The following is a 12,718-nucleotide window of genomic DNA, read 5'->3' as shown; positions in this document are numbered from 1 at the left end:
CCCGGCGTGCCCGGCGGGGAAGGCACCGGCGCGAGGCGGAGGAATCGACCGAGGCACGAGGCGAAGCACGGCAGGCACAGGGTGGACAGATTCCGCCGGGTCCTCCCGGACCGACAGGTCCGGTCGGCCCGCAGAGCCCCATTTCTCCGGTGGGTCCGCAGAGCCCCATCGGCCCTCTGGGTTCGACGGAGCCGCACGACCCCACGGATGGTCCGCACCCTCCCACGGGACCGCAGGGCCCCACGGCTCCACCGGAACCCACGGCGTCCGCGAACCACACGCTTCCCCTCGGCCCCACGGGTGCACACCAGGACGATTCCGTTCCGCAGCGCAGCGGCGCTGAGCGAATCGACCGACCGGACCGTATGGACGGTAAGGACCGTATGGATCGGATGGGTCGCATGGATCGCATGGATCAGACCGGCAGGACCAACCGCACGCCCGGCACGCCTCGGACACCCCGAATGGACCGGACGGACCACGTGGCCGATCGGCTGCGGGCAGGAAGCAGGAACGGTGGTCGGGTGGGGGTGACGTACAAGTACTTCGGCGCGCCCGACGGCGCGACGGCTGCCCGCGTCCCGATCTCGATGCGCCCGGAGGAACTCGGCGGCGACGAGCTCGGCATGAACGGCATGTTCACCAAGATCAAGCCGGAGACGATGGCCGCCATGGTGCTGACGGGCATCGAGGGTGTGCCCCTGCACAAGGTTCCCCCACTCGAACTGGTCGTCCTCCACCCCGACTACGCGGTCGTGAAGCTCCCCATGACCGTCGTCGACCCGCTGCGCGGCATCGGCGAGGAAGCGGTCGGCGCGGCCGCCTTCATCTGGTCGACGGTCCCGGACCGCGGCGGCCCGCGGGACGCGTTCAACGTGTACCAACTGCTGCACGAGTGGCAGGACTTCTCGCATCGGCTTCATGAGGCGGGGCATCAGCCTTACTGCCTTGTGTGGCCGTGACCCTGCGGTTTCATGGGATTTGGGCGAGGCCTTCGGGCCTCGCCCTTTTTGGTGCCGGCGAGGGACCGTCAGGCGGCCGCTGCACATTGAGCGCACGTCGAGCGCACATCGAGTGGTGTGCGTGACGTCACTTCCTGCTCGGCCACCCGCAACGACTCGGGGTGGTAGGTTATAGGTCAACCACTAACATAGGAGGGAAGATGACAGTCACGGAAGACGACGCCAACCGCCGCGCCGCTGCCCAGCACACCCTGGCCGAGCACCTGCGCCTCACCGCCGCGGGACGCGTCGACGAATGGGTGGAGCTGTTCGCCCCGGACGCGGTGCTCGAGTTCCCGTACGCGCCGGCGGGCGTGCCTCAGCGGGTGACGGGGCGCGACGCACTGGTCGCGCACATGAGCAACTTTCCCGAGACCTTCGACGTCGAGTTCGTCGACCTCGTGTTCCATGACACGGTCGATCCGAGTCTGGTGATCGCCGAGTTCCGCTCGAAGGGCACCGCGCTGCCGACCGGCAAGCCGTACGAGCAGGTGTGCATCTCCGTTGTCCGGACCGATGACGACGCGCGCATCACCCACTACCTGGACTACTGGAACCCGCTGGTGGCGATCGAGGCGCTGACGCCCCGCGATGTGCCGTCCGACTCCGACCTCGCCGTGACTTTTGGAGGCTGAAGGGAGCCGTGTTTAACTGACGCCCATGCCCGCCCCCGGCACCAGCACGAAGAGCGACGAACGACGTCGGGCCATCATGGCCGCCGCGGTCGACTGCTTCGCGCAAAAAGGTTTCTACGGCACGACGACGCACGAGATCGCGGACTGGGTCGGCATCTCCCAGCCATATCTCTACCGCCTGTACCCGAACAAGGAAGCGCTGTTCGCGGCGGCGGTCGACCACGTGTCCGTCGTCATGACAGAAACCCTGGTCGCTCACTCACCGGCGTCGGGTGGGGCGGGGTTGGCGCCCGAGGCGGCGTTGGATGCCGCACGCGGCGCCTACGCCGCGCTCGTCGCGGACCGGAACATCCTGCGTTTCCTCATGCACGCGAACTGTGCCGTCGGCGAGCCGCTGGTGGCGCAGGCCGTGCGCCGGTGCTACGCCAAGCAGGTCGACACCGTCCGGCAGCTGCTCGGCGACGACGAGGCCGTGCGGCGCTGGTTCGGCGCCGGCATGCTCGACAACGTGGTCGCCGTGCTGGGTCTGGCCGACATCGATGAGCCGTGGGCACGCGTCCTCACCGCTCGATGACCCGACACCAGTAGTTCGGCGACGACGGCCCCGAGTCTTCCTCACAGGCCGACTCGGCCGATGGGACTCGGGGCTTCCTGCTCCCGCATCCCCGCCCCCAACTCTCCCCTCCCGCCGACCCGGTGACGGATCGTAGGAGCGGCACCGCGGCAAGCGCAGCGGAACCCGAGGACGTCCCCGGACGACAAGTCAGCGGGCACTTGCCCCTTGCCCGGTCGCGCCGTGATACCGGTGAGGATGTCGCCCAGCCGACATGCCGCGTGAACTCCCGACAGTCCCGGACCGGGCGCCGGCCCGTCTGCGGATGGTGTCCTACTTGGTTCCGGCCGTGCGCAGCACCGTGAGCACCAACGTGCGCGCCACCTCGACGATCTCCGGCAGATCGACCCGCTCGCGGGTGCTGTGGCCGTGCCGGATGTCCCCCGGCCCGTACTGGAGCGTGGGAATGCCCGCCGCCGTGTAGTGCCGCAGATCGCTGCCGTAGGGCGCGCCGCGCTCACGCGGCCGTACGCCCCCGTTCGCGGCCGCGTGTGCCTCTCGTACGGTGTCCCGGAGCGGATGCCCGGCCGGGAGCCGGCCGGGGGCGAACTGGCCGCCGGGCCAGGTCACCGTCACCGGGTGCGCGCGCAGCCACGGGTCGGCGGCGCAGGTCTCGGCCACACGCCGCTCCAGCGCGGCCCTCGCCGCCGCCGGGTCCTCGTCGAGCCGTACGCCCAGCCGCCCCTCGGCGACCAGGAGATCGGGCACGCTGCTCGCCCAGTCACCGGACCGCAGGGTGCCGACCGAGAGCGCGTACGGGATCGGGTACTCGGCCATCAGCGGGTCGGGGTCGGTGTTGCGCTCGGCCTCCAGGGCCGCCAGGGCCCGGTGCACGGGCAGGTAGGCGTCGACGGCGCTCACGCCCTCGTCACGCGAACTCGCGTGCGCGGACCGGCCCGGCACGTCGAGGCGGAAGGTCAGCGCACCGGCGTTGGCGGTGACGAGGGTCCCGGCGGTCGGCTCGGCGATGACGCACGCGTCGCCCGTGTGACCGCGCCGGAGCGTGCCGAAGGCGCCCAGCCCGCCGTCCTCCTCACCGACCACGAAGTGCGCCGCCACCCGCCCGCGCAGCCGCACCCCGCTCGCCCGGATCGCCGCGAGGGCCGCGAGGTGGGCGGTGAGCCCGGCCTTCATGTCGCAGGCGCCGCGGCCGTGCACGGTGTCCCCCGTCACCCGCGGCACGAACGGGTCACCCTCCCACTGCTCCAGGTCTCCCGGCGGTACGACGTCGACGTGCCCCTGGAGGATCAGCGTCGGCCCGTCGCCCCCGTCCCGCGTGGTCCCCACGAGCCCCCACGCCTCCTGCCTCGGTGCCTCCGAGCCGGGGAAGTCCGGGTCCGCCCGCAGCGCCGGCAGATCCATCGGCCACAGGTCCACGTCCAGCCCGAGCCGGTCGAGCCGCCCCGCCAGGTGGTGCTGGAGCTCGGACTCCGCGGGGCTGCCGGTCACGCTCGGTATCGCGATCAGCTCCAGCAGGGTACGGGCGATGGCCGCCTCGTCGACCGCCGCGAGGGCCGCGGCCTCCTGGGCACTCAACTCAGCTGTCGCCATGGGTCGTTGCTCCCGGTGTCTCGTTGGCTCCCCCTCGTGTGAGGAGGGAGTGGCCGTGTGATGATGACCGGGAACAGGTGGGTGCGGGTAGGGGACCACGTGGGGGCGCCGATGACCAGCCGACTGCTGATGCCGTGCCGGACGTCCAACGCCGCGAAAGCCGCGAGCCCTGTGAACGCCGCGAGCGCGAGGCAACGCCCGGTGGAGGGCTCCACGCTCCCCACCCGCGTCCTGGACTGGCGCCACCCCCGCGTCACCGCGCTCACCTCGCGCGTCCAGGAGACGCGCCCGGCCACCCCGCTCGACGCCCTGCGCACCGCCCACGCCCTCATCGCCCGCGAGGTCCGCCCGGTGTACTCGGTCGACGACCGCCGCCGCGCCTCACGGACCCTCGCCCTGGGCCGGGGCTCGTGCAGCCAGCGCATGGCGGTACTGGAGGCGGTCGCCCGGGCGTCCGGGGTGCCGACGCGCGTGCGTGGCCTGCTCGTCGACGGGAGCTTCTGGTATCCGAGGTTCCCCCGTCTGAAGCCGCTGGTGCCGGAGCGGGTGGTGCTGGCGTGGCCGGAGTTCCGGGTCGACGGGGCCTGGCTGCCGATGGGCGAGCTGTTCTCCGACGGGCCCACGGGCACCTCGGACGGCTTCACCAACGAGGGCGGCGAGACCCTGTTCGACGCCGTGGCGCGTACCGGTCTGCGCTGGGACGGCCCTGGGAGCTGCGGCGCCCAGGGCGACGCCTGCGACCTGTCGGCCCAGGTCCGCGTCGACCTCGGCCACTTCGACGACCGTGACGGCCTGTTCAGCCACCACGGCCAGACCCTCTGCCGCCCCGCCCGCACCCTCGCCGAGCCGATCCTCGGCCGCTGGAGCGCGGGCGCACGAACCGCAACCACCCCCGCCCGTCCCGCCCCCGGGGCTCCGCCCGGTGCGCTGCGGTAAAGGTGGGCAGCCTGTTTCCGCAGGTCAGGCCGGTGGCCGCAGACCAAGCCACTGCTCGGCGCCCCAGGCCTCGAACCGCTCCACCTCGGTGAACCCCAGCTTCGCCGCGAGGCGCATCGAACGGACGTTTGCGGTCTGGGTGGCGAGCACCACCGGCTCGCCGGGAAGCGCGCCGGCGAGCCAGCCGAGTGCCGCCGCGCACGCCTCGGCGGCGTACCCGAATCCCCACGCCCGCGGCAGGAACAGGTAGCCGAGATCGGCCTTCCCCGCGGCAGCCGGGCGACGGTCCTTTGAGGCTCTCCTGAGCAGGATCTGGCCGATCATCACCCCGTCCAGATCGACGACGAAACTCCCGGGCCACCGCCCGGGCACCTCGGGCATCTCGCGCTCGAGCTCATCACGCGGCCGGGGGCCGCCGAGATAGGTGTGCACCTCCGGCGAGGCGTGCAACTCGATGAACGCCGCCCGGTCTCCGGCCTCGGATGCGCGGAGCACGAGCCGTTCGGTTCTGATCGGGGCAGGTGGCCAGTCGACGGCTAAGGGTTCGGTCATGGCGGGCAACCTATCGCCCGCCCGTGAGAGTGATCCCCCAGGCACGTCACAGTTCTCCCTCGGCTGCGCCTCTCGCCCAGGCCGACGTGCGTGTGTCTTCCTCGCCGGCGACAGCTCGAACCAACCCCTCAGTGCCCCCGCGCCGCCGCCTCCGTCCCCACCGTGAACCCGATGACCGACCCCCCGCCCTCCCGCCGGAAGGCGAAGGGCTCGCCCCCGTGCGCCGTCGCGACCTCCCGGACAATGGACAGCCCGAGCCCGGAACCAGGCAGACTCCGCGCGGCCGGCGCACGGTAGAAGCGGTCGAAGACACGGATCAGATCGGCGTCGGCGATCCCGGGCCCCCGATCGAGCACCTCCACGCGGACGACCCCGCCACCGTCACGGTCACCGTCCCCGGCGCCCGCACCGTCACCGCCAACGGCCCCCTCCACAGGCTCGGCGCCCTCCACCGCCGTACCGCCCCCCGACAGCACGCCCTCACCGGATCCCCCACCCGGCGGCCCGCTCACCACGACCTCGATCGCCCCCGATCCCCCGCGGTCGAACTTCGCCGCGTTCTCCACCAGGTTCGACACCGCCCGCTGCAACGCCCCCGCCCGCCCCGCGACCGTCGTGTCACCGTGCGCCCGCACCACGACCTCCCGCCCGGTCCGCCGGCGGGCGACCACCGCCACGTCCTCGACGATGTCCGCGAGCGCCACCCGCTGAACCGGCTCGGTGCTGGACTGACCGGCCGCGAGATCGACCAACTCGTTGACCAGGTCGGTCAGTTCGCGGGCCTCCTGGGCGAGATCGGCGACCAGCTCCTCGCGGACCGACGCCGGGAACTCGTCGATCCGGTGGAGCAACGAGATGTTCGTACGCAACGACGTCAGCGGCGTCCGCAGTTCGTGACCCGCGTCCTGCACCAGCCGCCGCTGGTCCTCCTCCGACTGGGCGAGCCGTACCAGCATGCGGTCGAAGGAGCGGCCGAGCCGCCCGACCTCGTCCCGCCCCGTGACCGGCACCTGGATGGAGAGACGACCGGTGCGCGCCACGTCCTCCGCCGCACCGGCGAGCCGCACCAGACGCCGCGTGATGCGCCGCGCCAGCCACCAGCCGAACAACCCGGCCGACACCACGACGGCCGCCTCCAGCAGCACGGTCCGCTGTTGCAGCTCCCGCAGCAGGTCCTCGGTGTCGCTGAACTCCTGCGCGACCTGGACGGCCCCCCGCCCGCCGCCGAGGGCGACGGTGGCCACGCGGTAGCGGTCGTCGCCGAGGGCGACCGCGTCGTGCTCGACCGTACGGCCCGCGACGGCCTCACCGGCGACCCCACGGTCACGGGCACGCACCGGCAGGGGCGGACTGCCCCTGTCGACGAGCTCGCCGCCCGGCCCGAGTACCTGGATGTCCGTACGGCCCGACCCCATCAGCTCGTCCCGCGGCCCGCCCTGGTCCGAGGAGGCGTAGTCCGCGGGGCTGAGCTTCCGCTCCCGCACCTGCCCCTGCAGGTCACGGACCACCGCGTCGAACACGGTCTGCTGGTCGACCCGCACCAGCCGGGCGGCCGCGCTGTAGCTGAGGACTCCGACGACGACCGTGACGGCGGCGGCCACGGCCGCGAAGGACACGGTGAAGGTCGCCCGCAGCGAGGAGACCCGGCGCAGGCGGAAGCGGAGGCGCACTCAGTCCTCCCTCAGCACGTACCCCACGCCGCGCACCGTGTGGATCAGCGCCGGAGCGCCCGGCTCGTCGAGCTTGCGCCGCAGGTAACCGACGTACACGGCGAGGTTCTTGGAGCCGGGGCCGAAGTCGTAGCCCCAGATGCGGTCGTAGATCGTCGCGTGGTCGAGGACGATCCCGGCGTTGCGCATGAGCAGTTCCAGGAGGTCGAACTCGGTCCGCGTCAGCTCCAGCTCACGCGCCCCCCGCCAGGCCCGCCGCGCCTGCACGTCCATGCGCAGTCCGGCCGCGGACAGCAGCCCGCCGACGACGTCCCGGTCACCGGACGAGGACGGCTTGGGGGCCTCGACGGCGCCGCCCGATCCGTTACCCGTTCGGCGCAGCAGGGCCCTGAGCCGGGCGAAGACCTCTTCTACGTCGAATGGCTTAACGACGTAGTCGTCCGCTCCGGCGTCCAGACCGGCGATCCGGTCGGCCGTCTCGACGAGCGCGGTGAGCATCAGGATCGGCGTCCGATCGCCCTCCGCCCGCAGCACGCGGCACACCTGGAGGCCGTCGATGCCCGGCATCATCACGTCCAGCACGAGCACGTCCGGGGGCGTCCGGTGGGCCTGCGCGAGCGCCTCGACACCGTCGGCGACGGCCGTGACCTCGTAACCCTCCAGGGTCAGCGCGCGTTCCAGGGCATGTCGGATGGCGCGGTCGTCCTCGGCGAGCAGCACATTCTGGGGCACCCCACCAGTCTGCCAAGACCTCGGCGGCGAACCACCTGCGGGAGTCGGACGGGAGCGGGCTTCTTACCCGCCTCTCACCGGCGCCGGGCGGGTGGCTTACCCCGCCGGGTCACCGTGTCCGGTATGCCAGGCGGACCACCGGAGCGAGGTCACGCCGGGAAGGGTCGTATGGGTCGCATGGATCATGTGGGTCCGTTGGGTCGTGTGGGTCCTGTGGAGGGCGGAGGGGGCAGCGCACACGCGGAAGGCGGGGCGCGCACGGAACGCGACCACCACGACCAGCCCGGCGAGCACGACGAGCGACCGGGGTACGGCGACCGCCCGGCCCCCCGCGCCCGGCCCGAGCGTGGCGATCGGGTGGAGTGCGGAGATCGGACGGAGTACGGCGAGCAGGACGGGTACGCGACTCATACGGACCTCACGGGAAGCGGGCCGCGCCCCGAGCGGACACGCACCCCGCGGACGACGACCCACCGCACCACGACGAAGGCCCAGCGCATGAAGATCGTGTTCCTGCTGCACAACGCGTACGCCATCGGCGGCACCGTCCGCACGACGCTGAACCTGGCGTCGGCACTGGCGGACCGCCACGATGTCGAGATCGTGTCCATGTCGCGGCACCGGGACACCCCGCGCTTCGGGATCGACCCACGGATCAGACTCGTCCCCCTGGTGGACACGCGACCGGGCAGCGCGGACCTCGCCGATCCCGCCTTCGGGCAGCCGGCCGTCGACTTCCCCGCCGAGGACAAGCGCCACCGCCAGTACACACGCCTCACCGACCAACGGGTCCGCGCCCATCTCGCCCGCTGCCGCGCGGACGTCGTGATCGGCACCCGCCCCGGCCTCAACGTCTACGTCTCCCGCTTCGCCCCCCGCCGCGCCCTGCGCATCGGCCAGGAGCACCTGCGCCACGACGCGCACCACAAGCGGCTGCGCAAGGTGCTCGCCCGCCACTACCGGGCGCTGGACGCGGTGGTGACGACCACCGAGGCGGACGCGAACGTGTACCGCGCCCACATGCCCCTGCCGGGCGTGCGCGTGATGTCGGTACCGAACATCGTCCCCGAGGCCGGAACCTCCCCCTCCACCGGCACCGCCCCCGTCATCGCGGCGGCGGGCCGGCTGGCCCCCGGCAAGCGCTTCGACCTGCTCCTGGAGGCGTTCGCGCGGGTCGCGGCGAAGGAACCGGACTGGCGGCTGCGCATCTACGGCGGCGGCAAGCAGAAGGAGCGCCTGAACCGCATCATCGACGAGCTCGGCCTCGCCGGCCGCGCCCGCCTCATGGGCCCGCGCACCCCCATCGAGGCCGAGTTCGCCAAGGCGTCACTGGTGGTCAGCGCCTCGGACGCGGAGTCGTTCGGGATGACGCTGGTCGAGGCGATGCGCTGCGGAGTGCCGGTCATCAGCACGGACTGCCCGCTCGGGCCCGCCGAGATCATCACCGACGGCGTCGACGGCCGCCTCGTCCCCGTCGACGACCCGGGCGCCCTCGCCGACGCCATCCTCGAACTGATCGCCGACGAGCCGGCCCGCCGCGCCATGGGCGCCGCCGCCCTGCAGAGCGCCCACCGCTACGACGCGGCCCCCATCCTCGCCCGCTACGAATTCCTCTTCGCCGAACTCCGCGCCACCCGCCACCGCCGCGCCTGGGAACGCGACCGGGCCCGCCTGAGGACCTGGACCCGCCGCCGGCACCGCTCACTGCGCCGCCGCGTACGGGCTTGGGGCACCCGCCTGGGCTGGCCGGGCACGCAGGCGGCCCGGGAGACGTGAGGGCCCTCGATTCCCGGCCCGTGAGGGGTGCGCCCCGAAAGGTGCGCCCCGAAAGGGGGCGCACCCCTCAAGGGGCGCGGGGAACTGCGCGACCAGCCACACTCACACCCGCACCTGGCTACAGCATCATGCCTACGGCGGTCTGCAACACCCCACCGCAGAAACACTCACCGCGGCGGGCCGCTCCTCAAACGCCCCTCGTCCCCCGAGCCCCAGCGGCAAGCTGAGCCTCAGCAAGCAGGGATCCATGCGTCGGCGCGTCCGGCACACCCGCCGCCCGCCCCTTCGCGAATTCCTCCCGCAGCACCGGCACGACCTCCTCACCGAGCAGGTCGATCTGCTCCAGCACGGTCTTCAGCGGCAGCCCCGCGTGGTCGATCAGGAACAGCTGCCGCTGGTAGTCACCGGCGTACTCCCGGAACGCCAGCGTCTTCTCGATCACCTGCTCCGGCGTCCCGACCGTCAGCGGCGTCTGGTCCATGAAGTCCTCCAGCGAGGGCCCGTGACCGTAGACCGGCGCGACGTCGAAGTACGGCCGGAACTCACGCACCGCGTCCTGGGAGTTCTTCCGCATGAAGACATGCCCGCCCAGTCCGACGATCGCCTGCTCGGGCGTGCCGTGCCCGTAGTGCGCGTACCGGGTCCGGTACAGCTCGACCATCTGCCGGGTGTGGCTCGCGGGCCAGAAGATGTTGTTGTGGAAGAAGCCGTCGCCGTAGAACGCGGCCTGCTCGGCGATCTCCGGGGAGCGGATGGAGCCGTGCCAGACGAACGGCGGCACGCCGTCCATCGGACGGGGCGTGGACGTGAAGCCCTGGAGCGGCGTACGGAACTTGCCCTCCCAGTCCACGACGTCCTCGCGCCACAGCCGGTGCAGCAGGGCGTAGTTCTCGATGGCGAGGTTGATGCCCTGCCGGATGTCCTGCCCGAACCACGGGTAGACCGGCCCGGTGTTGCCGCGCCCCAGCATCAGGTCCACCCGTCCGTCGGCCAGGTGCTGGAGCATCGCGTAGTCCTCGGCAATCTTCACCGGGTCGTTGGTGGTGATGAGGGTGGTGGCGGTGGAGAGGATCAGCCGCTCGGTGCGGGCGGCGATCCAGCCCAGCATGGTCGTGGGCGACGACGGAACGAACGGCGGGTTGTGGTGTTCCCCCGTCGCGAAGACGTCGAGCCCGACCTCCTCGGCCTTCTGCGCGATCGCGACCATCGCCTTGATGCGCTCGCGTTCGGTCGGCGTCCGGCCCGTGGTCGGGTCGGGGGTCACGTCGCCGACGCTGAAGATCCCGAACTGCATCATCGTGTGCCACCCTCCAGATTGTTCATGATTCAACCATACTCGCGAACGGGGGCCCGCACCCGGCTATTCCCGCGCGGACCGGGCCGCGGCCCCGCGCGAGCGACGCGCTCCGGCCGACTGTCGGACCCGGCGCCTACCATCCCCTCATGGCCGCCCCACGCCGCGACACCCGAGGCATCGTCGACGCCCCGGAGCTCTTCGCCCGCGTCCGCTTCCGCCGCCACGAACCGGCCGCACCGCTCCGCCCCTACCTGGAGCACTACTGGCTGATCGACTGGGACCTGACCGAGCCCTACGTCTCCCACGTCGTCCCGCACCCCTCGGTGAACATCGTCTTCCAGCGGTACGAGGACCAGGACCCCTCCGGCTTCGGGGAGGTCGCCGGCATCGGCCTCGGCCTCTTCAGCCAGAAACTGGAGGGCCGGGGCCACGTCTGCGGCATCCAGTTCCGCCCCGGCGGCTTCCGCCCCTTCTCGCCCGGCCGGCCGGTCAGCGACTGGACGGGCCGGCGCGTACGACTGCCGGAGGCGTACCCGGGACGCGACACCGCCGCCGGCACCCGGGCCGTCCTCGACCCCGCCACCGACGACGCCCGCGTCACCGCCCTCGACGAGTTCCTGCTCGCACTCGCCCCGAAACCGGACCCCCGCGCCGACCTCGCCATGGCCCTCGTCGACCGTGTCCGCACCGACCGCACCATCCGCCGCGTCGGCGACTTCGCCCGCGCCGAGGGCATGTCCGTACGACTCATGCAGCGCCTGTTCGCCGCGTACGTGGGCGTCGGCCCGAAGTGGGTCATCCTCCGCTACCGCATCCACGAGGCCCTGGAACGCGCCGAGACCGGCCGCGCCGTCGACTGGGCCGCCCTCGCCGCCGACCTCGGCTACGCCGACCAGGCCCACCTCGTCCGCGACTTCACGACCACGGTCGGGGTACCGCCGACGGCATACGCGGGGGCTATTTCGCGTGCTTGACCGCGTAGATCATCACGAACGCCACGAGGTGGATACCGAACAGGAAGTACCCCAGGTACCACCACACGTACCGCTCGTTCTTCTTCTCCTCGACGAGCCGCCGCCGCTCCGCGGAGAGCAGCTCCCCGGACTCGCCGGTCGCCCCGGCCCCTTCCGGCATCACAGCTCCCGGTGCACCTTGGTGTTGGAAGCCTGCGCACGAGGCCTCAGCACGAGCAGATCGACATTGACGTGACTCGGCCGCGTCACCGCCCAGGCGATCGTGTCCGCCACGTCATCGGCGGTCAGCGGCTCGGCGACGCCCTCGTACACCTTGGCCGCCCGCTCCTCGTCGCCACCGAACCGGGTCAGCGCGAACTCGTCGGTCCTCACCATCCCGGGCGCGATCTCGATCACCCGCACCGGCGTCCCGACGATCTCCAGCCGCAGCGTCTCCGCGAGCACGTGCGCACCGTGCTTGGCGGCCACGTACCCCGCACCCCCCTCGTAGGTGCCGTGCCCGGCGGTGGACGACACCACGACGACCGTGCCGTCACCACTCGCCGTGAGCGCCGGCAGGAGCGCCTGCGTCACGTGCAGCGTGCCGAGGACGTTCGTCTCGTACATCCGGCGCCAGTCCTCCGGGTCACCGGTCGCGACCGGATCGGCACCCAGCGCACCACCCGCGTTGTTCACCAGCACGCCGACGGTCTTGAACGCGGTGGCGAACTCGTCCACGGCCGCCCGGTCCGTCACATCCAGCGCGTACGCCACGGCCGAGTGCCCCGCCGCGTCGATCTCCTCCGCCAGCGCCTCGATCCGGTCCTTGCGCCGCGCCGTCAGCACCACGCGATACCCGGCCGCGGCCAGTTGCCGGGCCGTCGCGGCCCCGATACCACTGCTCGCCCCCGTGACGACGGCGATGCGGGAGGCCGGGGGCGGGGTGGCGGTGGCGGTCATGGACACAACTCCTCAATGCCTGACGGGCCGGACTACCGGATG

Annotated in this window: 13 protein-coding genes; 6 read left to right on the top strand and 7 right to left on the bottom strand. The window is 72.2% G+C overall.

The window, feature by feature from the left end:
* The first annotated feature begins 524 nt into the window (after positions 1-524).
* The 3 genes from ACZ49J_RS44415 to ACZ49J_RS44405 all read left to right on the top strand — a co-directional run bounded on the left by ACZ49J_RS44415 (position 525) and on the right by ACZ49J_RS44405 (position 2,210).
* Entirely contained in the window at positions 525-962 is a 438-nt protein-coding gene (locus ACZ49J_RS44415) for a hypothetical protein (RefSeq protein ID WP_003974483.1), read from the top strand.
* A gap of 200 nt (positions 963-1,162) precedes the next feature.
* The gene (locus tag ACZ49J_RS44410) at positions 1,163-1,636 is read left to right on the top strand and encodes a nuclear transport factor 2 family protein (RefSeq protein WP_467457033.1); all 474 of its coding nucleotides are present in this window, start codon (positions 1,163-1,165) and stop codon (positions 1,634-1,636) included.
* A gap of 25 nt (positions 1,637-1,661) precedes the next feature.
* The gene (locus ACZ49J_RS44405; RefSeq protein ID WP_467457032.1) at positions 1,662-2,210 is read left to right on the top strand and encodes a TetR/AcrR family transcriptional regulator; all 549 of its coding nucleotides are present in this window, start codon (positions 1,662-1,664) and stop codon (positions 2,208-2,210) included.
* 312 nt (positions 2,211-2,522) lie between these two features.
* On the opposite strand, the gene ACZ49J_RS44400 is transcribed toward ACZ49J_RS44405, so the two are convergent.
* Entirely contained in the window at positions 2,523-3,800 is a 1,278-nt protein-coding gene (locus tag ACZ49J_RS44400; protein WP_467457031.1) for an ArgE/DapE family deacylase, read from the bottom strand.
* Positions 3,801-3,911: 111 nt separating this feature from the next.
* Here ACZ49J_RS44400 and ACZ49J_RS44395 point away from each other — a divergent pair, with 111 nt between their 5' ends.
* A complete protein-coding gene (locus ACZ49J_RS44395; protein WP_467457030.1) occupies positions 3,912-4,736 on the top strand; it encodes a transglutaminase domain-containing protein in 825 nt (274 codons plus the stop codon).
* Positions 4,737-4,760: 24 nt separating this feature from the next.
* Here ACZ49J_RS44395 and ACZ49J_RS44390 read toward each other — a convergent pair whose 3' ends face one another.
* The 3 genes from ACZ49J_RS44390 to ACZ49J_RS44380 form a co-directional block, all read right to left on the bottom strand.
* On the bottom strand, positions 4,761-5,288 hold the full coding sequence (locus tag ACZ49J_RS44390) for a GNAT family N-acetyltransferase (RefSeq protein WP_467457029.1): 528 nt from the start codon (positions 5,286-5,288) through the stop codon (positions 4,761-4,763).
* Between the two features lie 128 nt (positions 5,289-5,416).
* Positions 5,417-6,958, bottom strand: a complete 1,542-nt coding sequence (locus ACZ49J_RS44385; RefSeq protein ID WP_467457027.1) for a HAMP domain-containing sensor histidine kinase — start codon at positions 6,956-6,958, stop codon at positions 5,417-5,419.
* Positions 6,959-7,690, bottom strand: a complete 732-nt coding sequence (locus ACZ49J_RS44380; RefSeq protein WP_467457026.1) for a response regulator transcription factor — start codon at positions 7,688-7,690, stop codon at positions 6,959-6,961.
* A 498-nt stretch (positions 7,691-8,188) separates the two neighbouring features.
* Between ACZ49J_RS44380 and ACZ49J_RS44375 the strand changes: the two genes are divergently transcribed.
* Complete coding sequence (locus ACZ49J_RS44375; RefSeq protein ID WP_467457068.1) at positions 8,189-9,466, top strand: glycosyltransferase family 4 protein; 1,278 nt, start codon at positions 8,189-8,191, stop codon at positions 9,464-9,466.
* A gap of 187 nt (positions 9,467-9,653) precedes the next feature.
* Here ACZ49J_RS44375 and ACZ49J_RS44370 read toward each other — a convergent pair whose 3' ends face one another.
* Positions 9,654-10,760: an LLM class flavin-dependent oxidoreductase gene (locus ACZ49J_RS44370; RefSeq protein WP_467457066.1), complete on the bottom strand. Its 1,107-nt coding sequence runs from the start codon at positions 10,758-10,760 to the stop codon at positions 9,654-9,656.
* A gap of 149 nt (positions 10,761-10,909) precedes the next feature.
* On the opposite strand from ACZ49J_RS44370, the gene ACZ49J_RS44365 reads away from it, so the two are divergent.
* A complete protein-coding gene (locus tag ACZ49J_RS44365) occupies positions 10,910-11,737 on the top strand; it encodes a DUF6597 domain-containing transcriptional factor (protein ID WP_467457025.1) in 828 nt (275 codons plus the stop codon).
* Here the strand turns inward: ACZ49J_RS44365 and ACZ49J_RS44360 are convergent.
* Both ACZ49J_RS44360 and ACZ49J_RS44355 read right to left on the bottom strand, forming a co-directional pair.
* The gene (locus tag ACZ49J_RS44360; RefSeq protein ID WP_467457024.1) at positions 11,721-11,897 is read right to left on the bottom strand and encodes a hypothetical protein; all 177 of its coding nucleotides are present in this window, start codon (positions 11,895-11,897) and stop codon (positions 11,721-11,723) included. The two genes, ACZ49J_RS44365 and ACZ49J_RS44360, sit on opposite strands and share 17 nt — an antisense overlap.
* On the bottom strand, positions 11,897-12,676 hold the full coding sequence (locus ACZ49J_RS44355) for an SDR family NAD(P)-dependent oxidoreductase (protein WP_467457023.1): 780 nt from the start codon (positions 12,674-12,676) through the stop codon (positions 11,897-11,899). Before ACZ49J_RS44355 ends, ACZ49J_RS44360 begins: the two co-directional genes overlap by 1 nt.
* Positions 12,677-12,718: the final 42 nt, after the last annotated feature.

This window comes from Streptomyces sp. NPDC030840, assembly GCF_055572015.1.
Note: the sequence above shows the minus strand (reverse complement) of the source record. Positions and strands in the feature narration are given on the sequence as shown.

Bases quoted from the DNA above. Each gene is read 5' to 3' on its own strand.
- ACZ49J_RS44400 (WP_467457031.1), bottom strand. From the start codon at position 3,800: ATGGCGACAGCTGAGTTGAGTGCCCAGGAGGCCGCGGCCCTCGCGGCG.
- ACZ49J_RS44390 (WP_467457029.1), bottom strand. From the start codon at position 5,288: ATGACCGAACCCTTAGCCGTCGACTGGCCACCTGCCCCGATCAGAACC.
- ACZ49J_RS44370 (WP_467457066.1), bottom strand. From the start codon at position 10,760: ATGCAGTTCGGGATCTTCAGCGTCGGCGACGTGACCCCCGACCCGACC.
- ACZ49J_RS44410 (WP_467457033.1), top strand. From the start codon at position 1,163: ATGACAGTCACGGAAGACGACGCCAACCGCCGCGCCGCTGCCCAGCAC.
- ACZ49J_RS44395 (WP_467457030.1), top strand. From the start codon at position 3,912: ATGACCAGCCGACTGCTGATGCCGTGCCGGACGTCCAACGCCGCGAAA.
- ACZ49J_RS44365 (WP_467457025.1), top strand. From the start codon at position 10,910: ATGGCCGCCCCACGCCGCGACACCCGAGGCATCGTCGACGCCCCGGAG.
- ACZ49J_RS44355 (WP_467457023.1), bottom strand. From the start codon at position 12,676: ATGACCGCCACCGCCACCCCGCCCCCGGCCTCCCGCATCGCCGTCGTC.
- ACZ49J_RS44360 (WP_467457024.1), bottom strand. From the start codon at position 11,897: ATGCCGGAAGGGGCCGGGGCGACCGGCGAGTCCGGGGAGCTGCTCTCC.
- ACZ49J_RS44405 (WP_467457032.1), top strand. From the start codon at position 1,662: ATGCCCGCCCCCGGCACCAGCACGAAGAGCGACGAACGACGTCGGGCC.
- ACZ49J_RS44375 (WP_467457068.1), top strand. From the start codon at position 8,189: ATGAAGATCGTGTTCCTGCTGCACAACGCGTACGCCATCGGCGGCACC.